18 protein-coding genes are annotated in these 21,558 nt (G+C 73.7%); 7 read left to right on the forward strand and 11 right to left on the reverse strand.

Annotated elements, in window-relative coordinates; genetic code table 11:
* Positions 1-24 precede the first annotated feature (24 nt).
* The 8 genes from NOO62_RS17795 to NOO62_RS17830 all read right to left on the reverse strand — a co-directional run bounded on the left by NOO62_RS17795 (position 25) and on the right by NOO62_RS17830 (position 9,637).
* Positions 25-624: a TetR/AcrR family transcriptional regulator gene (locus NOO62_RS17795; RefSeq protein ID WP_268771878.1), complete on the reverse strand. Its 600-nt coding sequence runs from the start codon at positions 622-624 to the stop codon at positions 25-27.
* Positions 612-1,346: an enoyl-CoA hydratase family protein gene (locus NOO62_RS17800; RefSeq protein WP_268771879.1), complete on the reverse strand. Its 735-nt coding sequence runs from the start codon at positions 1,344-1,346 to the stop codon at positions 612-614. Before NOO62_RS17800 ends, NOO62_RS17795 begins: the two co-directional genes overlap by 13 nt.
* A 10-nt stretch (positions 1,347-1,356) precedes the next feature.
* Positions 1,357-2,523 (reverse strand): acyl-CoA dehydrogenase family protein, encoded by a 1,167-nt coding sequence (locus NOO62_RS17805; RefSeq protein WP_268771880.1) that lies wholly within the window; start codon positions 2,521-2,523, stop codon positions 1,357-1,359.
* Positions 2,520-4,388: an acetyl/propionyl/methylcrotonyl-CoA carboxylase subunit alpha gene (locus tag NOO62_RS17810; RefSeq protein ID WP_268771881.1), complete on the reverse strand. Its 1,869-nt coding sequence runs from the start codon at positions 4,386-4,388 to the stop codon at positions 2,520-2,522. Before NOO62_RS17810 ends, NOO62_RS17805 begins: the two co-directional genes overlap by 4 nt.
* An 11-nt stretch (positions 4,389-4,399) precedes the next feature.
* Positions 4,400-6,004, reverse strand: coding sequence for an acyl-CoA carboxylase subunit beta (locus NOO62_RS17815; RefSeq protein ID WP_268771882.1), 1,605 nt, complete (start codon positions 6,002-6,004; stop codon positions 4,400-4,402).
* A gap of 16 nt (positions 6,005-6,020) precedes the next feature.
* On the reverse strand, positions 6,021-7,730 hold the full coding sequence (locus NOO62_RS17820) for an acyclic terpene utilization AtuA family protein (protein WP_414930843.1): 1,710 nt from the start codon (positions 7,728-7,730) through the stop codon (positions 6,021-6,023).
* The gene (locus NOO62_RS17825; RefSeq protein WP_268771883.1) at positions 7,727-8,536 is read right to left on the reverse strand and encodes a TIGR03084 family metal-binding protein; all 810 of its coding nucleotides are present in this window, start codon (positions 8,534-8,536) and stop codon (positions 7,727-7,729) included. Before NOO62_RS17825 ends, NOO62_RS17820 begins: the two co-directional genes overlap by 4 nt.
* Before the next feature lie 78 nt (positions 8,537-8,614).
* Positions 8,615-9,637 carry an EamA family transporter gene (locus tag NOO62_RS17830; RefSeq protein ID WP_414930844.1) on the reverse strand — a complete coding sequence of 341 codons (1,023 nt, stop codon included), beginning with the start codon at positions 9,635-9,637 and terminating at the stop codon, positions 8,615-8,617.
* Positions 9,638-9,843: 206 nt separating this feature from the next.
* Between NOO62_RS17830 and NOO62_RS17835 the strand changes: the two genes are divergently transcribed.
* Positions 9,844-10,758 carry a LysR family transcriptional regulator gene (locus tag NOO62_RS17835; RefSeq protein WP_268771884.1) on the forward strand — a complete coding sequence of 305 codons (915 nt, stop codon included), beginning with the start codon at positions 9,844-9,846 and terminating at the stop codon, positions 10,756-10,758.
* 15 nt (positions 10,759-10,773) lie between these two features.
* Here NOO62_RS17835 and NOO62_RS17840 read toward each other — a convergent pair whose 3' ends face one another.
* The 3 genes from NOO62_RS17840 to NOO62_RS17850 form a co-directional block, all read right to left on the reverse strand.
* Positions 10,774-11,709, reverse strand: a complete 936-nt coding sequence (locus NOO62_RS17840; protein WP_268771885.1) for a C40 family peptidase — start codon at positions 11,707-11,709, stop codon at positions 10,774-10,776.
* Positions 11,710-11,729: 20 nt separating this feature from the next.
* Positions 11,730-12,854, reverse strand: coding sequence for an SPFH domain-containing protein (locus NOO62_RS17845; protein ID WP_268771886.1), 1,125 nt, complete (start codon positions 12,852-12,854; stop codon positions 11,730-11,732).
* A 108-nt stretch (positions 12,855-12,962) separates the two neighbouring features.
* Positions 12,963-15,782, reverse strand: coding sequence for an FAD-binding and (Fe-S)-binding domain-containing protein (locus NOO62_RS17850; protein WP_268775671.1), 2,820 nt, complete (start codon positions 15,780-15,782; stop codon positions 12,963-12,965).
* 370 nt (positions 15,783-16,152) lie between these two features.
* Between NOO62_RS17850 and NOO62_RS17855 the strand changes: the two genes are divergently transcribed.
* From NOO62_RS17855 to NOO62_RS17880, 6 genes are read left to right on the forward strand one after another with little or no spacing between them, the layout of a single operon-like run.
* Positions 16,153-17,631 carry a sensor histidine kinase gene (locus NOO62_RS17855; RefSeq protein WP_414930845.1) on the forward strand — a complete coding sequence of 493 codons (1,479 nt, stop codon included), beginning with the start codon at positions 16,153-16,155 and terminating at the stop codon, positions 17,629-17,631.
* Positions 17,628-18,086 (forward strand): roadblock/LC7 domain-containing protein, encoded by a 459-nt coding sequence (locus NOO62_RS17860; protein WP_268771888.1) that lies wholly within the window; start codon positions 17,628-17,630, stop codon positions 18,084-18,086. Before NOO62_RS17855 ends, NOO62_RS17860 begins: the two co-directional genes overlap by 4 nt.
* Positions 18,083-18,439: a DUF742 domain-containing protein gene (locus tag NOO62_RS17865; protein WP_268771889.1), complete on the forward strand. Its 357-nt coding sequence runs from the start codon at positions 18,083-18,085 to the stop codon at positions 18,437-18,439. Before NOO62_RS17860 ends, NOO62_RS17865 begins: the two co-directional genes overlap by 4 nt.
* Positions 18,420-19,076: a GTP-binding protein gene (locus NOO62_RS17870; RefSeq protein ID WP_414930846.1), complete on the forward strand. Its 657-nt coding sequence runs from the start codon at positions 18,420-18,422 to the stop codon at positions 19,074-19,076. Before NOO62_RS17865 ends, NOO62_RS17870 begins: the two co-directional genes overlap by 20 nt.
* A complete protein-coding gene (locus NOO62_RS17875; RefSeq protein WP_268771890.1) occupies positions 19,073-20,335 on the forward strand; it encodes a cytochrome P450 in 1,263 nt (420 codons plus the stop codon). Before NOO62_RS17870 ends, NOO62_RS17875 begins: the two co-directional genes overlap by 4 nt.
* Entirely contained in the window at positions 20,332-21,540 is a 1,209-nt protein-coding gene (locus NOO62_RS17880; protein WP_268771891.1) for a cytochrome P450 family protein, read from the forward strand. The genes NOO62_RS17875 and NOO62_RS17880 overlap by 4 nt, the downstream gene beginning before the upstream one ends.
* Positions 21,541-21,558: the final 18 nt, after the last annotated feature.

Consider the following 21,558-nt stretch of genomic DNA (forward strand, 5'->3'; position numbering starts at 1 on the left):
CGTCGTGCGCTGACGTCCCCGGGCTCAGTCCTCCGCCCGCAACGCGGCCTCCACCAGCACCGTCCACTGCGTCACCACCCGGTCCCGCCGCGCCCCGTCGTCCGTCAACAGGTTCGCCAGGCCAAGGCCCCGCGCCATGTCCAGGAGGCCCTGGATCGTCTCCCGGACGCCGGGGCGCGACTCGTCCGCGTCGAGGAGGGACACCGCGATGCGATGCGTCTCGCGGCCCACGCGGGATTCGAGTTCCGTCACCCGCGTCCCCAGCGCGGCCTCGTTCGACGCGGCCACCCACAGGTGGAGCGCCGCGCGGAAGAGCGGGCCCGTGTAGAGGTCGACGAGGGCCGCGACCACGGACGCCCTGTCCTGCGCGGGCAGGGCACGCAGCGCCGTGGAGCGCTGCTCGGCGACGTACTCCACGGCCGCCGTGAACAGGTCCTCCCGCGTGGGGAAGTGGTGCTGCGCCGCGCCCCGCGAGACGCCCGCCCGCTCGGCGACCACCGAGACCGTGGAGCCCGCCCAGCCGTGTTCGGCCAGGCAGGACACCGCGGCCTCCAGGAGTTTCTGCCGGGTCGCGCGGCTGCGGTCCTGCTTGGGCGCCCGGTCGGCGGCGGTCACAGCACCCATGGGCGCTCCCGTCGTTCGAGGAACGCCGCCATTCCCTCGCGCGCCTCGGCGGAGCCGAAGAGCCGCGCGGACAGGGCCGTGAGGGCGTCCGATTGGTCGTCGAATGCGTCGAGCACCCTAGCCGTGAGCAGCTTCTTCGTCGCGGCCAGGGCTCCCGGCGCCGCCGCGCGGAGCCCTTCGAGGAGGGGGGCGAGGGTGGCGTCGACGCCCGGTCCCGCGACCGTGACCAGGCCGATGCGGGCCGCTTCCGCCGCGTCGAAGCGCTCGCCGGCGAGGTAGTAGCGGGAGGCGGCGCTCGGATCGAGGCGGGGCAGGAGGGGGAGGGAGATCACGGCGGGGGCGACGCCGATGTGCACCTCCGTGAACGCGAAGGTCGAGGCGGGCCCGGCGGCCGCCAGGTCGCACGCGCCGAGCAGCCCGAGCCCGCCCGCCCGCACGTGCCCGTCCACCCGTGCGACGACCGGCTTGGGCAGCGCCACGATCTGCCGGAGCAGCGCCACGAACAGGGCGGGGTCCGGCGGCGCCTTCAGGTCGGCGCCCGAGCAGAACGTCGTCCCCGTGTGGGTGAGGAGGACCGCGCGGGTCGCGCCGTCCTCGCCGAGGTCGTCCAGCGCCTCGGCGAGGCCTTTGACCAGGTCCGCCGAGAGGGCGTTGCGGCGCTCGGGGGCGTCCAGGGTGACGGTGGTGATGCCGCGGGCCGGGGAGGAGACGGAGAGGCTCATGGGGGGCTCCTCAGTAGGACTTGGGCAGGCCCAGCGTCTGGTGCGAGACGTAGTTGAGGATCATTTCCCGGCTCACCGGGGCGATCCGTGCCACGCGGGACGCGACGATCAGCGACGCGAGCCCGAACTCCTTGGTCAGACCGTTGCCGCCCAGCGTGTGCACGGACTGGTCGACGGCCTTCACGCACGCGTCGGCGGCGGCGAGCTTCGCCATGTTGGCGGCCTCGCCCGCGCCGACGTCGTCGCCCTCGTCGTAGAGCCTGGCGGCCTTCTGCATCATCAGGCGCGCCAGTTCGATCTCCACGTGGGACTGGGCGAGGGGGTGCGCGATGGCCTGGTGGGCGCCGATCGGGGACTTCCACACGCTGCGTTCCTTGGCGTACTCGACGGCGCGGGACAGCGCGTACCGGCCCATGCCGAGCGCGAACGCGGCCGTCATGATCCGCTCGGGGTTGAGCCCGGCGAAGAGCTGGAGCAGGCCCGCGTCCTCGTCGCCGACGAGCGCGTCCGCCGGGAGCCGTACGTCGTCGAGGACCAGCTCGAACTGCTTCTCCGCGGCCTGGAGCTCCATGTCGATCTGCCGCCGCTCGAAGCCGGGGGCGTCGCGCGGGACGATGAACAGGCACGGCTTGAGGCTGCCGGTGCGCGCGTCGGACGTACGGCCCACGATGAGCGTCGCGTCGGCGATGTCGACACCGGAGATGAAGACCTTGCGGCCGGTCAGCAGCCAGTCGCCGGAGTCCGGGTCGCGGCGTGCGGTGGTGGTGATGCGGTGCGAGTTGGAACCCGCGTCGGGCTCGGTGATCCCGAACGCCATGGTGCGGGTGCCGTCGGCGAGCCCCGGCAGCCAGGTGCGCTTCTGCTCCTCGGTACCGAAGCGGGCGATGACCGTGCCGCAGATCGCGGGCGAGACGACCATCATGAGGAGCGGGCAGCCCGCCGCCCCCAACTCCTCCAGCACTATGGAGAGTTCCGCGATGCCGCCGCCCCCGCCCCCGTACTCCTCCGGCAGGTTCACGCCCAGGTAGCCGAGCTTGGCGGCGTCCGCCCACAGTTCGTCGGGGTGACCGCCGCTGCCGGCTACCCGGGCGATGTAGTCGCGGCCGTACCGGCGTCCGAGCGCGGCGACGGCGGCACGCAGGGCCTGGTGCTCTTCGGTTTCGAGGACGGTACTCATGACGACTCTCCCTCTTGGACTACGGCGAGCAGCGCGCCGACCTCGACCTGGCGGCCCGGTACGGCGTGCAGGGCGGTGAGCGTGCCGGAGGCGGGGGCGCAGATGCGGTGCTCCATCTTCATGGCCTCCAGCCAGACGAGCGGCTGCCCGGCGGTGACCCGCTGCCCTTCGGCGATGCCGTCCGCGACGCGTACGACCGTGCCGGGCATGGGGGCGAGCAGCGAGCCGGGCGCGCGGCGGGTGGTGGGTTCGGGGAGCAGGGGCAGCGGGGTGAGGGCGGTGTCGCCGCCGGGTGTGCCGACGTGTACGCGGCCTCCGTACCGGTCCACGGTGAACTGCCGCCGTACGCCGTCCACTTCGAGGACGACACGCCCCGGACCGACCGCGATCACGGTCACGCCGTCGGCGGCCGGGCCCTGCCGCGTGTGGTGGTAGCGGACCTCGTGCTCCGTGCCGTCGGGCTCGGTGCGGTACCGCTTGAGGTGCGGCTGCGAGCTGAGGTTGCGCCAGCCGCCGAACCGGGACCGCCCGTGCGCGTCGGCGAGCGCGGCGGCCAGCGGGGCGTGCGGGTCGGGTGCGGGGGTGGTGAGGGCGTCGGCGTGCCGGTCGTAGAAGCCGGTGTCCATGCGGGCCTCGGCGAACTCGGGGTGCCGCAGGGAGCGTACGAGCAGGTCGCGGTTGGTGACGGGGCCGTGGACGGCGGCGCGTTCCAGGGCGCCCGCGAGTTTGCGTACGGCTTCCGCGCGGGTCGGGGCGTGGGCGACGGCCTTGGCGAGCATCGCGTCGTAGTGCACGCCGACCGTGTCGCCCGTCGCGTATCCGCTGTCGAGGCGGACGGCGCCGGGGACGTCGATGCGGTGCAGGGTGCCGGTCTGCGGGGCCCAGTCGGCGGCGGGGTCCTCGGCGTAGAGGCGGGCCTCGACGGCGTGCCCGTGGGCGGTCGGCGGGTCCTTCTCCAGGGCGTCGCCCTCGGCGATGCGGATCTGCAGCGCGACGAGGTCAAGGCCGAACACGGCTTCCGTCACCGGGTGTTCGACCTGGAGGCGCGTGTTCATCTCCAGGAAGTGCGCGCGCCCTCCCGCCACCAGGAACTCGACGGTGCCCGCGCCGCGATAGTCGGTGACGCGTGCGGCGCGCACCGCCTGCGCGTGCAGTTCACCGACGAGGGACGGGGCCAGCCCCGGGGCCGGGGACTCCTCGATGACCTTCTGGTGTCTGCGCTGGAGACTGCAGTCGCGGGTGCCGAGCGGCCACACGGTGCCGTGCGCGTCCGCCATGATCTGCACCTCGACGTGCCGCCCGCCCTCGACGTACGGCTCGACGAACACCTCCCCGTCCCCGAAGGCACTGGCGGCCTCGGACCGGGCGGCCGCCATCTCCCGTGCCAGGTCGGGCAGTTCGCGTACGACGCGCATGCCGCGCCCGCCGCCCCCGGCCGCCGCCTTCACCAGGACCGGCAGGTCGGCCTCGGTGACCTCGCCGAGCGGCGCGACGCCCATCAGCTCCTTGGCGCGCGTCTTGGACGCCATCGCCTCGATCGCCTCGGGCGGCGGCCCGATCCAGACGAGCCCGGCGTCCAGGACGGCGCGCGCGAAGCCCGCGTTCTCGGAGAGGAATCCGTAACCGGGGTGGATCGCGTCGGCGCCCGCGGCCTGCGCGGCCTTCACGACGAGGTCGCCGCGCAGATACGTGTCCGAGGGCGCGGACCCCGGCAGCCGAACCGCCGTGTCGGCCTCCCGTACGTGCAGGGCGTCCGCGTCGGCGTCGGAGTACACGGCGACGGTGGCGATGCCGAGCTCGCGGCAGGTACGGAAGACGCGGCAGGCGATCTCGCCCCGGTTGGCCATCAACAGTGAAGTAATCATGGGGGAGTTCCTCACATCCGGAAGACGCCGAAGCCGCCGCGCGCGCCCTCGTAGGGGGCGGTGTGGATCGCGGACAGGCAGAGACCGAGGACGGTGCGGGTGTCGCGCGGGTCGATGACTCCGTCGTCGTACAGCCGCCCGGACAGGAACATCGGCAGCGACTCGGCCTCGATCTGCTGCTCCACCATGGCGCGGAGACCGGCGTCCGCCTCGTCGTCGTAGGGCTGCCCCTTCGCGGCGGCGGAGGCGCGGGCGACGATCGACAGGACGCCCGCGAGCTGCTGCGGGCCCATGACCGCGGACTTGGCACTGGGCCAGGCGAAGAGGAAGCGGGGGTCATAGGCGCGGCCGCACATGCCGTAGTGCCCGGCGCCGTACGACGCGCCCATGAGCACGGACAGATGCGGCACCCGCGAGTTGCTGACCGCGTTGATCATCATCGCGCCGTGCTTGATGATGCCGCCCTGCTCGTACTCCTTGCCGACCATGTAGCCGGTGGTGTTGTGCAGGAAGAGCAGCGGGATGTCGCGCTGGTTGGCCAGCTGGATGAACTGGGCGGCCTTCTGCGACTCCTCGCTGAAGAGGACGCCCTGGGCGTTGGCGAGGACGCCGACGGGATAGCCGTGCAGGGCGGCCCACCCGGTGACGAGCGAGCTCCCGTACAGCGGCTTGAACTCGTCGAAGTCGGAGCCGTCGACGATGCGGGCGATGACCTCGCGCGGGTCGAAGGGCTTCTTCAGGTCGCCGGGGACGATGCCGAGGAGTTCGTCCGCGTCGTACGCGGGCTCCGTGACGGATGCCGGGTCCGGATCGGCGTACGCCTTGTGCCAGTTGAGGCGCGACACGACCCGGCGGGCCTGGCGCAGCGCGTCGCGCTCGTCCTCGGCGAGGTGGTCGGCGAGGCCGGAGGTGCGGGCGTGCATCTCGGCGCCGCCGAGCGACTCGTCGTCGCTCTCCTCGCCGGTCGCCATCTTCACCAGGGGCGGCCCGCCGAGGAAGACCTTCGCGCGCTCCTTGACCATGATCACGTGGTCGCTCATGCCGGGTACGTAGGCGCCGCCCGCGGTGGAGTTGCCGAAGACGACGGCGATGGTCGGGATCCCGGCCGCCGAGGACTGCGTGAGGTGTTTGAAGAGGGCGCCGCCCGGGATGAAGATCTCCTTCTGTGAGGGCAGGTCGGCGCCCCCGGACTCCACGAGGTGGATGGACGGCAGCCGGTTGGCGTGCCCGATCTCGTGCGCCCGGAAGGCCTTCTTCAGCGTCCAGGGGTTGGAGGCGCCGCCCCTGACGGTCGGGTCGTTGGCGGTGATCAGGCACTCCACGCCCTCGACGACGCCGATGCCGGTGACCATGGAGGCGCCGACGGGGTAGTCGCTGCCCCAGGCGGCGAGCGGCGACAGCTCAAGGAACGGCGTGTCCGGGTCGAGGAGAAGCTCGATGCGCTCCCGGGCGAGCAGCTTGCCGCGCTTGCGGTGCCGGGCGACGTACTTCTCGCCGCCGCCCGCGAGCGCCTTGCCCTGCTCGGGGCCGAGCTCGGCGAGCCGGTCCAGCATGGCCTCGCGGTGCTCGGCGTACTCGGCGCTCGCGGGGTCGAGCGCGGAGGCGAGGACGGTCACAGCAGTACCTCCGGTGTCACAGCAGTACCTCCGGTATGTCGAGGTGGCGGGCGCGCAGCCATTCGCCGAGGCCCTTGGCCTGCGGGTCGAAGCGGGCCTGCGCGGCCACGCCCTCGCCGAGCAGCCCCTCGACGACGAAGTTCAGGGCCCGCAGGTTGGGCAGGTCGTGGCGGACGACGCGCAGCTCCGCGGCCTCCGGGAGGAGTTCGCGCAGCCGCTCGACGGTGAGCTCGTGGGCGAGCCACCGCCAGGCGTCGTCGGACCGCACCCATACGCCGACGTTGGCGTCGCCTCCCTTGTCGCCGCTGCGGGCTCCGGCGACGAGGCCGAGGGGGGCGCGGCGGGTGGGGCCGGGCGGGAGGGGCGGGGGCAGGGGTGCGGTGGGCGGGTCTTCGAGTACGCGGGTGTGGGCGCCGGAGGGGTTGGAGAGGCGCTGCCCGTCGGGCAGGACGGCCACGTGGTCGACGGTGTCTCGCTCGACGTACGCGGCCTCGAAGACCCCGTACGGGGAGCCCTTTCCCGGCGGTGCCGTCACGTGGAAGCCCGGGTAGCCGGCGAGGGCGAGTTCGATCGCGGCGCCGCTGAGGGTGCGGCCGACGGTGTCCGCGTCGGCGTCCCGTACGACGAGCCGCAGCAGGGCGCTGGCGCCCTCCTCGGTGGGCGCGTCGGGGCGGTCGGTGCGGGCCAACTCCCACCGCACGTCGGCGGGGCGGGCCTTGGCGCGGTCGAGGGCGTCCTCGATCTGGGCACGGGTGAGGGCGGCCTTGGCCTCGATGTCGAGTCCGGTCAGGACGAACACGACCTCGTTGCGGAAGCCGCCGAGGCGGTTGAGGCCCACCTTGAGCGTCGGGGGCGGCGCCTCGCCGCGTACGCCGTCGATGCGGACGCGGTCGGGGCCTTCCCGGGTGAGGGTGACGGTGTCGAGGCGCGCGGTGACGTCGGGACCCGCGTACCGGGCGCCCTGCGTCTCGTAGAGGAGCTGCGCGGTGACCGTGCCGACGTCGACGAAGCCGCCGGTGCGGTCGTGCTTGGTGATGACGCAGGAGCCGTCTTCGTGGATCTCGGCGAGGGGGTAGCCGGGATGCCGCAGGGCGTCCGCGCCGCGCCCCGCCGTCTGCTCGGCGAAGAAGGCGTAGTTGCCGCCGGTGGCCTGCGATCCGCACTCCAGGGCGTGCCCGGCGACGACGGCTCCCGCGAGCTCGTCGTACGCGTCCGGGGCCCATCCGAAGTGCGCGGCGGCGGGCCCGGTGACGAGGGCGGCGTCGGTGACGCGTCCGGTGAGGACGACGTCGGCGCCCGCGTCCAGGCACGCGGCGATGCCCGCGCCGCCCAGGTAGGCGTTGGCGGTGAGGGCGTGGGGGAAGCGGTCGCGGAGGTCGTCGCCCTCGACGTGCGCGACCCGCACGTCGAGCCCGAGCCGCCCGGCGAGCTCCCGCACGGCTCCGGCGAGCCCGGCCGGGTTGAGCCCGCCCGCGTTGGCGACGATGCGGACGCCTCGTTCCCGGGCGAGCCCGAGGCACTCCTCCAGCTGCCGCAGGAAGGTCCTGGCGTACCCGCGAGCGGGGTCCTTGAGCCGGTCGCGCCCGAGGATGAGCATGGTCAGCTCGGCCAGGTAGTCGCCGGTGAGCACGTCGAGTTCGCCACCGGTGAGCATCTCGCGCATGGCGTCGAACCGGTCCCCGTAGAAACCGGAGGCGTTGCCGATGCGGAGGGGGCGGCGGGTCACCGGCCCACCCCCGTGCCTCCCTGCCCGGGTGCCCGCCCCGCGCCCGGTGGCCCCGCGAAGGCCTGCGCGATGTCCAGCCAGTGGTCCGCGTCGGGGCCCTCCGCCCGTACCGCCAGGTCCGATCGGTGGGCCCGCTGGGTGACCAGGAGGCAGAAGTCGAGGCCGGGGCCCGTCACGCGCTGGGCGGCGTCCTCGGGGCCGTACGCCCAGACCTCCCCCGTCACCGGTGACGTCAGCTCGACCCGGAACTCGTCGCCCGGAGCGCTCAGTCCCCGTACGGCGAAGGCGAAGTCACGGGCCCGCACGCCGATCCGCGCCACGTGCCGCAGCCGGTCCGTCGGCGCCCGCGTCGCACCGAGCGCGTCCGCCACGTCCTGGCCGTGCGCCCACGTCTCCATGAGCCGCGCCGACGCCATCGACGGAACGGCCATCGGCGGCCCGTACCAGGGCAGACGCGTACCGGCCGGGGCCTCGCTCAGGGTCCGCCACAGGTCGTCGCGGCCCGCCCGCCAGCGGGCAAGCAGCTCGGCGGGCGGCAGCGCCGCGCCCTCCGCCGCGCCCTCGTCCACGAACGAGCCGGGCGCCGCGGCCGCCTTCTCGACCTCGACGGTGAACGCGTCCGGGTCGGTCGCGGCGAGCAGGGCCGCCCGGTCCGTCCAGGTGAGGTGCGCGATCTGGTGGGCGACGGTCCAGCCGGGGGCGGGGGTGGGCAGGGACCACCTCTCCCCGCTCGACTCCGCTACCAGACCGTCGAGTTCTTCGCTCTCGCTGCGCAGGTCGTCCAGCACGGGCAGGGCATCGGGCACGGAACGCTCCCATCGGGGCACGGTGCGGTGTGCCTGGGAGCATGGCAGCGGCGACAGAAACAAGCAAGCGTGCTTGCATTACTTTCCGGACGGTTCCGGGGCGAGGTCCGCGTCGACCACCGCGACCGGCCCCGCCACGACATCCGCCACCGGGTCCTCCCCCGCGTGGCCCCGGCGCGCCCCGCGCCGCCCCACCTGCGTCCGCACCGCGCCCATGCTCGCCGCGATGACCAGCGTGATCGCAAGCGCCTCGGCGAGGGACAGGGACTGGCTCAGGATCAGGAATCCGGCGATCGACGCGATGGCCGGTTCCAGGCTCATCAGGATCGCGAAGGTGTGCGCGGGCAGCCGCCGCAGCGCGAGGAGTTCGAGGGTGTACGGCAGTACGGACGACATCACCGCGACCGCCGCGCCGAGCGCCAACGCGCCCGGCTCGATGAGCTTCGGCCCGGACACCGCGACCCCGAGCGGCAGGAAGAGCACCGCCGCGACGACCATCGCGAGGGCAAGACCGTCGGCCTGCGGGAAGCGCCGTCCCGTACGCGCGCTGAACAGGATGTACGTCGCCCACATCGCACCGGCGCCGAGCGCGTAGGCCACACCGGCCGGGTCGAGGCCGTCGAAGCCGCCCCCGCCGCCGAGCAGGAAGACGCCGCACAGGGCGAGCCCGGCCCAGACCAGGTTCATCGCGCGGCGCGAGGCGAAGACGGAGAGCGCGAGCGGGCCGAGGACCTCGAGGGTGACGGCGGGACCCATCGGGATACGGGCGACGGACTGGTAGAAGAGGCCGTTCATGCCCGCCATGGCCACGCCGAACGCGACGACCGTGCCCCAGTCGGCCCGCGTGTACCCCCGCACCTTCGGCCGGCAGACCACGACGAGCACGAGCGCGGCGAAGAGGAGCCGCAGCGCCACGATGCCGACGGCGCCCACCCTCGGCATCACGCTCACGGCGATCGCGCCGCCGAACTGCACGGAGATCCCGCCCGCGAGGACGAGCCCGACGGGACCGAGTGCGCCGATGCGGCCCCGGAGGCCCGCCGTCCCCGCGGGGGGCGCGGCGGGTGGTGCCTGGTCGCTGCGGGAGACGGAGACGTTCACGGGGGAGCCTTTCCTGATGCGGCACGGTGAGCGGCGTGGCCGGCGGCGTGGTTTAGTGTCATGGACTTTGTCGTCCAAAGCAGTGCACTAGGACAGGATTGTGGGGGTCTTACGCTGCTGTACGCAACCCATGTCCGCATACCGAAGCTACGGCGCCTCGCACGCCTTGTGAAATGCCGCTTGCGCTCCCGTTATGCTCCGCGGACATGACCAGTCCGACCAGCCCGACCAGTCCGCCGGTCGAGCTCCGCCACCTGCGCTGTTTCCTCGCCGTCGCCGAGGAGGGCAGCGTCACCCGCGCCGCCACCCGCCTCCGCATCACCCAGCCCGCCGCGTCCCGCACGCTCGCCGCGCTGGAGGAGGCGCTGGACTCGCGTCTGGTGGACCGTTCCACGCATCACCTGCGACTCACCCCGGCGGGCCGCGCCTTCCGCGACAAGGCCGCCGTCGCCGTCGCCGCCTTCGAGGACGCCCTCGACGCGGGCCGCTCGGCGCACCGCCCGCTGCGGCTCGGGCACGCGTGGTCGGCGGCAGGCCCGTACACGACGCCCCTCCTGCGCCGCTGGCGCGAGACGCACCCCGACGTCCCCCTGGAGTTGCTGCGCATCGACGACCGCACGGCGGGCCTCACCCGTGGCGCGGTGGACGCCGCGCTGCTCCGGGGGCACGTCGACACTCCGGGCCTGGTCACGGAGCTGCTCCACACGGAGGCCCGGGTGGCCGCCGTCCCCGCCGACAGCCCCCTCGCCTCCCGCGCCCGCCTCGGCCTCGGCCTCGACCTCGCCGACCTGACGGACCACACGATCGCTCTCAACACGGTGTCCGGCACCACGACGGCGGACCTGTGGCCCGCCGGAGCCCGCCCCACCGCGATGATCACCGTCGCCAACACCGACGACTGGCTCGCGGCGATCGCCGCGTCCCGCGCGGTCGGCGTGACCACGACCGCGACGGCGGACCTGCACCCGCACCCCGGCGTCGCCTACGTCCCCCTGCCCGGCGCCCCGCACGTCCCCGTACTCCTCGCCCGCCGCGACGGCCCGCCCAGCCACCCGGCCCTGCGCGACCTGTGCGCCCTGGTCCGCGAGATCACGGGCCAGGACGCACGGCACGGGCAGTAGCGGGCGGCGCAGGCCTCAGCGGACCCGCCCGTACAGGTTCGGGGCGTACCAGCCGAAGGACGAGACCCGGACGCTCTTGCCGGGGCGCGGCGCCTCCAGGTACTGGCCGCCGCCCAGGTAGATCGCCACGTGGTGGACGCCGGACGCGCTGCCGTCGCTGCTCCAGAACACGAGGTCGCCGCGGCGCAGCTGCCCCCGCGAGATGGACTGCGTGGCGCGGTACTGGGCGTCGGCGACGCGGGGCAGGGCGATCCCGGCCTGCCGGTACGCCGCCATCACGAGGCCCGAACAGTCCCACCCGTGCGGGCCGTTGCCGCCCCATACGTAGGGGTCGCCGAGGTGGCGCATGGCGTACGAGACGGCGGCCTCGGTGCCGTGGCGGCGGGGGGTGCCGGGGTTGGTGGACGGTCGGGGCGGGGTGCTGGGTGCGGTGGCACTCGTACCCCGGCCCGCGTACCGCTCGTACTTGTACTGATGGCCGGTCCAGTACCAGTGACCGCCCTTCCGGTACCAGTAGACGCGGTCGGTGGCGTCCCAGCCCTGGCGGCCGCGGAAGACGGGCTCGGCGGCGGACGCGGACCGGCGCGTACCGGTGGACACGCCCGTCCCCTTCGACGCCTTCTTCACCTTCGGGACTACGGCTCCCTTGCCGCCGCGCGCCACGTACTTGTCGTAGTGCGACGTCCAGCGCCACCAGCCGGTCGCGTCCTTGTACCAGTACTTGGAGCCGTCCCAGCCCGCGTGGCTCGGGGCGGGTTCCGCCGACGCCGTCCCGGAGGCGGCGCCCACGAGGACGGCAGCGCCGACGGCTGCGACGACGGCGCCGCGCACGGTGCCACAGCGCTGCTGTCCGGTGCTGCCGGGGCCGGGTGCCGCGGTGCAATGTCCGCAGGTGCAGTCGGCGGGGGTTGCTTCGATGAATCGGGGAGTCTGGAATCGGGGAGTCTGCACGTAAAGCCCTCTCGTTCCGGTCAGTGGGTGTCGACGGCGTTCCCCCGCGCCGTGTAGAAGGCCACGGTCAAGTCCTTGACCAGGGCCTTCCGTTCGTAGTCGTCGAGTGCGACGAGTCCCCGTTCGGTGAGCCTGCGGACCGTGTCGTCCACGGCGTCCAGGACCGACGTCAGCACGCTGTCCCGGTGCTTGGCGTCGATCGCGGCGATTCGGCGGCGCTGCATGGCCGCGGCGACTTCCGGGGCGTACTCCACGCGTGTGGGCCGGGCGGAGAACACCTCGATGCCGACGGCCCTGCACTCCGCGGCCAGCGCCCTGGTGAGCGCGTCGCCGACGGCTTCGACGTCCCGCAGGGTCGGTACGTCACCGTCCCCTCCGCCGTCGGCGGGGTCCCGGAACGAGTCCGCGGGCAGCCGTGACACCACGCGCACGGTGGCCGCCTCGACCTGTTCCCGCAGGTACGCGGTGTGGTCGTCGACCGCGAGGAGTGCCCGTGCCGTGTCCTTGACCTGCCACACCACGAGGATGACCACCCGCAGCGCCACGCCCTGCGCGTCGACGGCGGGCATCGGTTCGCTCCGCCAGTGCCGCAGCCGTACGTCGACGCGTTCGCGCAGCACGAGTGGGCTGATCCAGAGGAGTCCGGTGCGCCGTACGCTGCCGCGGTACCGCCCGAAGAGCGACAGGGTCCACGCGCTGCCCACGCGCCCCCGGGTGAGCCCGCCGAGCGCGAACAGCGCGACGACCCCGCACCCGCCGACGGCCGCCCACCATGCCGCGTCGAGCTCGTGCCGCGGCTGCGGCGGCGCGGGCAGGCGCAGGAACTCTGTCACCGCACCGGGCAGCACCCCACCGGCCCATACGATCCACCCCGCCCCGGCGAGCGCGAGCAGCGCCACGGACACGGCCCACCACCCGGAACACGCGCGCCCGCGCCGCTCGACGACCTCACGGCCGGGACGGGGAGGCGCCCCCGCGGACGGCCGCACACTTTCCGGCACGTCATGCGGGACCTTGGGCGACTCCGGCGGCTTCGACGTTTTCGGCAGTTCCACCGTGTCCCCACGGAAGAGGAGATCCATGGGTATGGAGTCGCGCCGGTTGCGTACGACGAGCTCTCGGGGAGCCTTCGGTTCTTCCGGCACGGTGGCTGTCCTGACTTCTCGCGGGCGCAGCGGAGCTGACGCCACGACAGATGATCATGAACCACCTCGATCCTGCCGCAAACGGACACCGCCCCGCGCCCGCAAAGGTCACCTGTCCCGGGGACTTTGGTCCCTGGCGGCCCCGGAGTCCCTCGCCGCGATCCCGTCCGCAAGAACCTCCGCCAGGTGCCGCCCCCGTACCCCCGCCAGCTGCTCCAGCTGCGTCCGGCAGGAGAAGCCGTCCGCCAGGACCACCGCCTCCGCGTCCGCCTCCCTGACCGAGGGCAGCAACTGCTCCTCCGCGCAGGCCTTCGACACGTCGTAGTGGCCACGCTCGAAGCCGAAGTTCCCGGCGAGGCCGCAGCAGCCGCCGCTCAGCTCGCCCGTGAGGCCCGCCTTCGTCCGCAGGCGCCGTTCCGCCGCGTCGCCGAGGACCGCGTGCTGGTGGCAGTGGGTCTGGCCGACGGCGGCGCGGCCGATGTGCGGCGGCCGCCACCGCGGGGCCAGTTCCTCGACGGCCTGGGCGAACGTGCGGACCGACGCGGCGAGGCGGCCCGCGCGCGGGTCGTCGCCGAGCAATTCGGCCAGGTCCGTCCGGAGGGCCGCCGCGCAGCTCGGTTCCAGGACGACGACCGGCGTACCCGCGTCGAGGAGCGGTTCCATCCGGTCCAGCGTGGCCCGCAGCACCCCGCGGGCCCGGTCGAGCTGGCCCGTCGACACGTACGTCAGTCCGCAGCACACGCCCCTGGGCGGCACCGCGACGGTGAGTCCGGCGTCCTCCAGTACCGCCACCGCGGCCCGCCCCACCGCCGGGGAGAGGTGATCGGTGAAGGTGTCCGGCCAGAGGACGACGTCAGGGCGATCCACCGGTACGGTCGCCGCCGACCCGGCACCCGCACCCCGCGCCCGCCTCCCCCACCACCGCCGGAACGTCTGCGACGCCACCTCCGGCACGTCCCTCTCCGCGGCGATCCCGCCGATCCGCTTGCCGAGCGCGGCCAGCGGGCGGACCCGGGCCAAGGTGTTGACGACGCCTGCCGTGCGGGTCGCCGCGACGGCCCGCAGCCAGCGCGGCAGGCGGCCCATCGTGTAGTGGGCGGCGGGCCTGCGGCGGCCTTCGTAGTGGTGGTGCAGGAACTCCGCCTTGTACGTGGCCATGTCGACGCCCACCGGGCAGTCCGAGCGGCAGCCCTTGCAGGACAGGCAGAGGTCGAGGGCGTCCTTGACCTCCGTCGAGCGCCACCCGTCCGTCACCACCTCACCGGCGAGCATCTCGTGGAGCAGCCGGGCGCGGCCGCGCGTGGAGTGCGCCTCCTCGCCGGTGACGCGGAAGGAGGGGCACATGACGCCGCTCGGTGAACCGGCTGTGGTCGTACGGCACTTGGCCACGCCCACGCAGCGCCTGACCGCCGCCGAGAAGTCGCCGCCGTCGTGCGGGTATCCGAAGGCGACGTCGACGGGTTCGCGCGGCAGGGGTGCGAAGCGGAGGTCGGCGTCGAGGGGCGCGGGACGTACGAGCATGCCGGGGTTGAGCAGGCCCGCCGGGTCCCAGACGTCCTTCACGCGCTCGAAGAGACCGACGAGCTCGGGGCCGTACATCTTCGGCAGGAGCTCCGCGCGCGCCTGCCCGTCGCCGTGTTCGCCGGAGAGCGAGCCGCCGTGCGCGACGACGAGCTCGGCGAGGTCTTCGGAGAAGGTGCGGAAGCGGGCGACGCCCTCGCGGCTGATGAGGTCGAAGTCGATGCGTACGTGGATGCAGCCGTCCCCGAAGTGCCCGTACGGGGTGCCGCGCAGGTCGTGGTCGGCGAGCAGCGCCCTGAAGTCCCGCAGGTAGGCGCCGAGCCGAGCGGGCGGCACCGCGCAGTCCTCCCACCCCGGCCACGCTTCTCCCCCAAGTCCCGGGCTTCGCTCGGACAGGGAGGTGCCCCCACCGTCCGACATCCGGGTGGCCGTGCCGCTGGCGTCCTCCCGTACGCGCCACAGCGCCCGCTGCCCCGCCGGGTCGTCGACGACCTGGGCGTCCAGTGCATCGGCGGCCCGCACGATCGTCTCCGCGCGCGCACGTGCCTCGGCCGGGCTCGTACCGCCGGTCTCCACGAAGAGCCAGGCGCCGCCCCTGGGCAGTCCGTCCCTCTGCGCGGGTTCGCGCACCAGGTCGGCGGCCATGCCCTCGACGGTGAGCGGGCCGTGCGGGAGGAGTCCGGCCGCCGCTTCCGCCGCGGCGCTCTCGTCGGCGTAACCGAGGACGGCGAGCGCTCGCGCGCGGGGCGCCTCGACGAGGCGTACGGCGGCTTCGGTGAGGACGCCGAGCGTGCCCTCCGAGCCGCAGAAGGCGCGGGCGAGGTCCGTGCCGTTCTCGGGGAGCAGTGCGTCGAGGGCGTAGCCGGAGATGCGGCGCGGCAGTTCGGGATAGCCGGTGCGCAGGAGCGCCAGGCCGCCGTCGACCAGGGGGCGCAGGCCTTCGGGGGCGCCGTCCCAGCCGCGGGCGAGGCGGCGGCGGGCGCCGGTGCCGTCGAGGACGGTGAGGGCCGCGACGTTGTCGGCGGTGGTGCCCCAGGCCACCGAGTGCGAGCCGCAGGAGTTGTTGCCGATCATGCCGCCGAGAGTGCAGCGGTTGTGGGTGGAGGGGTCGGGGCCGAAGGTGAGGCCGTGCCGGGCGGCGGCGGCACGCAGGTCGTCCAGGACGACGCCCGGCTGGACGACGGCGGTACGGGCCTCGGGGTCGAGGGAGACGATGCGGTTCATGTGCCGGGTGAAGTCGAGGACGACGCCGACTCCCGTGGCCTGCCCGGCGATCGAGGTCCCCGCGCCGCGCGCCACCACGGGAACGCCGCGCTCCCGGCAGACGGCGAGGGCCGCGGCCACGTCGTCGGCGTCGCGCGGGGCGACGACGGCGGCGGGGACGCGGCGGTAGTTGGAGGCGTCCATGGTGTGCAGGGCGCGGGCGGTGACGGAGGTGTCCACGTCACCACGGACGACGGCACGCAGATCGCTGCCGAGGACACCGCCGTCTTCACTGCCGAGTGGACCGCCGTGATGACTGCCGAGGACACCGCCGTGATCGCCGTCGAGATCGCTCATGCCGTCCAGGATGCCCCCGCGCGGGCCCCTCCCGGCCACCCCGCCTCACCCCTTTTTTCACGATCCGGACGGGAAGATTCCCAACTCGGTCACTAACTCTCCTATAGTGATCTCGACTTGAGCAGAGTGTGTCGCTTCCGATCGAGGACCCCGATTGATGACCGCGCCAACCCCCCCAGCGCGCCCCGGGACGGAGCAACCTCCGCTGCGTCCGTCCGTGTTCGTCCTGCTGGCCAGCGCCCTGGTCACCGCGGCGCTCACCGGAGCCGCCGTCGCCCTCGCGCCCGACTCCGTACAGGCCCCCCTGGCCTGGGGCGCGGGCGCCGCGTCCGTCGCGCTCAGCGCGTCCGTGACGCTCGCCTTCCACTCCGTACGCGCCAACGCCCTGCTGCGCCGCCGTCTGGCCGCCGTCCAGCAGGACGCCGGACGGCTCGTACAGGAACAGGCCGCCCGCACCGACGAGTTCCACCGCGAACGGGCCGCCCTCACCGAGCACTTCGTCCGTGAGCGCAACGAGCTGACGGTGCGCGCCCGCGCCGCCGAGTCCGAGCGCGCGGCCGCCCTCGCCGCCAGCGCCAACGCCGCGGGCCGCATGCAGGCCCTGGCCACCGGCATGCTCGCCGACCTGCGCGAGATGGAGGGCAGGCACGCGGACGAGGACGTCCTCACCGACCTGCTCCACCTCGACCACAGAACCGCGCAGGCCGGCCGCATCGCCGACTCGGTGGCCGTGCTGACCGGCGCCCGCTCGGGCCGCCGCTGGGCCCGCCCCATCGTCATGGAGTCGATCCTGCGCGGCGCGATGGGCCGCATCGGCGGCTACCAGCGCGTGCGCGTCCACTCGGCCAGCGAGGTCGCCGTCGCGGGCCACGCCGCCGAGGGCGTCATGCACGCCCTCGCCGAACTCCTCGACAACGCTGCCAATTTCTCGCCGCCCACCTCCGAAGTGCACGTCTACATCGAGGAGGTCGCGGCCGGCGTCATCATCTCCGTCGAGGACAGCGGCCTGGTGATGGGTCCGGTGCAGCAGCGCCGCGCCGAGCAGGCCGTGTCCGGCGAGACCAAGGGACTCGGCGGTCTGTCGGGCACCCGGCTCGGGCTCGCGGTGGTCGGCAGGCTGGCCCGCAAGCACGGGCTCACGGTGTCGTTCAGGCCGTCGGCGCGAGGCGGCACGGGCGTACTCCTGCTGATACCGCAGGAACTGCTCTCCCGCCCCTCGGAGACGGCCCCGACCCCGGTCCCGGCCTCCCTGACGGCCGCGTCGCCCACGACCACGGCGGCGCTCCCGCCCGCACCCGCGAGCGCGCCGGAGGGGACGCGGGAGGATGTGCGTACGGAGCACCGGGCCGACCGTGACGTCCAGGAACTTCCCACGCGGCGCAGGGAGGGCGAGTACGCGACTCCCGGCGCCACCTCCGACGCCACCCCTGACACCGCCACCCCTGACCCCGCGACCCCTGACACCCCCCTCCCCAAGCGCCCCCGAGGCCGCACCCTCGCCGCCGCCGAGCGCGCCCGCGCCGACAGCGACACGGGAGAGACCCGGCGCCCCCGCGCCGCCACCGCCGCGGACACCGCGGCCCGCTTCAGCAGCTTCCGCCAGGCCGTCCGCACCACGCCCACGGACCCCTCCGAGGACGTGGCCGCGGACGCCACCGCAACCCCCTCGCACCCGGAAGGCGACACCCCCCGATGACCAACGGCACCACCCCCGCCGCCGCCCCCGGCAGCACCACCGACGCCAAGCTCACCTGGCTGCTCGAAGGGCTCCTGGAGCGCACGCCCGGCGCACGCCACGCCCTCGTGCTCTCCCGTGACGGCCTGAAGCTGTGCCGCACCCCCGAGCTCTCCGTCGACCAGGCCGACCAGCTCGCCGCGATAGCCGCCGGCATCCAGTCCCTGTCGCACGGCGCGTCCGCCGAGTTCGGCGACGGCAGCGGCGGCGTCCGCTCGGCGATGGCGGAGTTCTACGGCGGCATCCTCTTCATCGTCGAGGCGGGCGAGGGCGCGCACCTCGCGGTCATCGCCGCCGAGGACGCCGACGCGGGCCTCGTCGGCCACACCATGGCCGAGCTGGTGGAGCAGCTCGGCGAGCACCTGCGCGCCGCGCCCCGCGCCGACGGCGGCCCCCGCTCGCTGCCCGCCTCATGAGCCGCCCCGGCCGGGACGACTCCCCCGACCGGCTGTACACCCTCACCGGGGGACGCAGCCGGTCGGCGCCCGACGCCCCCTTCGACCTGGTGACCCTGATCGTCGCCGAGTCCGGTCCGGTGCCCGGCATGCAGTCCGAGCACGCCGCGATCCTGCGGCTGTGCGGGCTGCCCACGGCGGTCGTGGAGATCGCCGCCGAACTCGGCCTGCCGGTGAGCATCACCCGCATCCTGCTGTCCGACCTGCTCGACGCGGGCCGGATCAGCGCCCGCCACCCGCGCGCGGCCGCCGACCACAGCCTTCCCGACCCCGACATCCTGGAGCAGGTGCTCGTTGGACTCCGCAACCTCTGAACGCAGCGCTACGGGGGCCACCACCGGGGCCACCCGCAGAGAACTGACCGCCACCGCCGACAACGGTCTGAAGATCGTCGTGGTGGGGGGCTTCGGCGTCGGCAAGACGACGCTGGTCCGTTCCGTCAGCGAGATCCGTCCCCTCAACACCGAGGAGACGATGACGCAGGCCGGGCAGGGCATCGACGAGACGGGCGGCCTCGAAGGCCTCGGCGGCAAGACGTCCACGACCGTCGCCTTCGACTTCGGCCGCATCACGCTCGACGCGCACAACATCCTCTACCTGTTCGGCGCCCCCGGCCAGGAACGCTTCTGGTTCCTGTGGGACCGCCTCTTCTCCGGCACGCTCGGCGCGGTCGTCCTCGTCGACACCCGCCGCCTGGAGGACTCCTGGTACGCGATCGACCGCCTGGAGCACCACGGCACGCCGTTCATCGTGGCCCGCAACGACTTCGGCAACGGCGCGCACACCCCCGAGCAGCTCCGCGAGGCGCTCGACCTCGACCCGGGCGTGCCGCTCGTCGACTGCGACGCCCGCTCGCGCGAGTCCAGCAAGAACGTGCTGATCACGCTCGTCGAACACCTCCAGTCGCTCTACGCGGCCCAGCGCAACGCCCCACAGGAGACCGTCCAGTGACCTGCCCCGTTACCGGCGCCGGCGCCACGCCCGTACCGCTCTCCGGACCGCGGTTCGCCACCGAACCCACCCAGCTGTACCGGGAGATGCGCCGCGACCACGGCCCCGTCGCCCCCGTCCTGCTCGACGGTGACATACCGGCCTGGCTGGTCCTCGGCTACCGCGAACTGCACCAGGTCACCGGCGACCCGGTCCTCTACAGCCGCGACTCCGAGCTGTGGAACCAGTGGCCGCACATCCCCGCCGACTGGCCGCTCCTCCCGATGATCGGCCACAAGCAGCCGTCGATCCTCTACACCGTCGGCGAGCGGCACACCCGGCGCGCCGCGATGATCTCGCACGCACTCGAAGCGGTCGACCCCTTCGAACTCAAGGTGCACGCCGAGCAGTTCGCGGACGAGCTCATCGACCGCTTCTGCGGCAGGGGCACCACGGACATCGTCGCCGAGTACGCGATGCTGCTCCCGGTCCGCGTCCTCGCCCGCATCTACGGCTTCCCCGACGAGCAGGGCCCCGGCCTCGTCACCGCCATGAACGACATGATCGACGGCCGCGAGCGGGCCCTGGCGGGCGCCCAGCACCTGGCCGAGTCGATGGCGCGGCTCATCGCCGACAAACACGTGCGGCCGGACGCGGACGTCGCCTCGTACATGCTGGAGACACAGGCGTCCGACGGCGCCGACGGCTTCACGGACGAGGAGATCGCCCAGGACCTGATGGTGATGATGGCCGCGGGCCACCAGCCGACCGCCGACTGGATCGGCAACTCGCTGCGCCTGATGCTCACCGACCACCGCTTCGCCGCGTCCCTGTTCGGCGGCAGGCACAGCGTCGCCGAGGCCATGAACGAGGTCCTGTGGGAGGACACCCCGACGCAGAACGTCGCGGGGCGCTGGGCGTCGCGCGACACGCAGCTCGGCGGCCGCCGCATCAACTCCGGCGACCTGCTCCTCCTCGGCCTCGCCGCCGCCAACGCCGACCCGCAGGTCCGTACCGACGGCTCCGCCCTGACCGGCGGCAACAGCGCCCACTTCTCCTTCGGCCACGGCGAGCACCGCTGCCCCTTCCCGGCGCAGGAGGTCGCCGAGGTCATCGCGCGGACCGGCATCGAGGTCATCCTCGACCGGCTGCCCGATCTCGACCTCGCGGTACCGGCCGATGCCCTGACCCGCCGCCCGTCGCCCTGGCTGCGCGGCCTGAGCGATCTGCCGGTGAGCTTCACCCCGACCCCGACCTCAGTCCTTGGAGACCCCAGATGACGCGTATCGCCCTGGATCCGTTCGTCACCGACCTCGACGGCGAGAGCGCACGGCTGCGCGCGGCGGGCCCGCTCGCCGAGGCGGAGCTGCCGGGCGGCGTACCGGTGTGGGCGGTCACGCACCACGCGGAGGCCCGGCAACTCCTCACCGACAAGCGGCTGGTGAAGGACATCAACGTCTGGGGCGCCTGGCAGCGCGGCGAGATCCCCGCCGACTGGCCGCTGATCGGCCTCGCCAACCCCGGCCGCTCCATGCTGACGGTCGACGGCGAGGAGCACCGCAGGATGCGCACGCTGGTCGCGCAGGCGCTGACGCCGCGGCGGGTGGAGCGGATGCGGGACCGCATCGCGGAGTTGACGGCGGCCCTCCTCGACAAGCTTCCCGAGGGCCCGGACCCGGTGGACCTGAAGGCGGAGTTCGCCTACCCGCTCCCCATGTACGTCATCAGTGACCTGATGGGCATCGACGAGGCGGACCACCCTCGCCTGAAGGTCCTCTTCGACAAGTTCTTCTCGACGCAGACGCCGCCGGAGGAGGTCATGGCGACGCTCGGCGAACTCGCCGAGATGATGGGCAAGGTCGTCGCGGCACGCCGCGCGGAGCCGGGCGACGACCTCACCAGCGCGCTGATCCTGGCCTCCGAGGACGGCGACCACCTCACGGACGCGGAGATCCTCTCCACCCTGCAGCTGATGGTCGCGGCCGGCCATGAGACGACGATCTCCCTCATCGTCAACGCGGTCGTGAACCTCTCCGCCCACCCCGACCAGCTCGCCCTGGTCCTCGCGGGCGAGGTCGGCTGGGACGCGGTCATCGAGGAGACCCTGCGCTACGCGACCCCCACCTCGCACGTCCTGATCCGCTTCGCCGCGGAGGACGTCCCCGTCGGGGACAAGGTGATCCCCAAGGGTGACGCGCTGATCGTCTCGTACGGTGCGATAGGCCGCGACGAGCAGGCGCACGGTCCCACGGCGGACGCGTTCGACATCACCCGCACGTCGCCGACCCGCCACATCTCGTTCGGCCACGGCCCGCACGTCTGCCCCGGCGCGGCACTCTCCCGCCTGGAGGCAGGCGTAGCCCTCCCGGCCCTCTACACCCGCTTCCCCACCCTGACCCTGGCGGTCCCGCACTCGGACCTCCGCAACAAGCCGGTGGTGACCCAGAACGACCTGTACGACCTGCCGGTACGGCTGCGCCCCTGAACTCGGGCCGTCCACGCC

The sequence above is a fragment of the Streptomyces sp. Je 1-369 genome, from assembly GCF_026810505.1.
Taxonomy (GTDB): Bacteria; Actinomycetota; Actinomycetes; order Streptomycetales; family Streptomycetaceae; genus Streptomyces.

Excerpts from the sequence above, each read along its gene's own strand:
- NOO62_RS17795 (WP_268771878.1), bottom strand. The coding sequence starts at position 624 with ATGGGTGCTGTGACCGCCGCCGACCGGGCGCCCAAGCAGGACCGCAGC.
- NOO62_RS17800 (WP_268771879.1), bottom strand. The coding sequence starts at position 1,346 with ATGAGCCTCTCCGTCTCCTCCCCGGCCCGCGGCATCACCACCGTCACC.
- NOO62_RS17805 (WP_268771880.1), bottom strand. The coding sequence starts at position 2,523 with ATGAGTACCGTCCTCGAAACCGAAGAGCACCAGGCCCTGCGTGCCGCC.
- NOO62_RS17810 (WP_268771881.1), bottom strand. The coding sequence starts at position 4,388 with ATGATTACTTCACTGTTGATGGCCAACCGGGGCGAGATCGCCTGCCGC.
- NOO62_RS17835 (WP_268771884.1), top strand. The coding sequence starts at position 9,844 with ATGACCAGTCCGACCAGCCCGACCAGTCCGCCGGTCGAGCTCCGCCAC.
- NOO62_RS17850 (WP_268775671.1), bottom strand. The coding sequence starts at position 15,782 with ATGGACGCCTCCAACTACCGCCGCGTCCCCGCCGCCGTCGTCGCCCCG.
- NOO62_RS17860 (WP_268771888.1), top strand. The coding sequence starts at position 17,628 with ATGACCAACGGCACCACCCCCGCCGCCGCCCCCGGCAGCACCACCGAC.
- NOO62_RS17865 (WP_268771889.1), top strand. The coding sequence starts at position 18,083 with ATGAGCCGCCCCGGCCGGGACGACTCCCCCGACCGGCTGTACACCCTC.
- NOO62_RS17880 (WP_268771891.1), top strand. The coding sequence starts at position 20,332 with ATGACGCGTATCGCCCTGGATCCGTTCGTCACCGACCTCGACGGCGAG.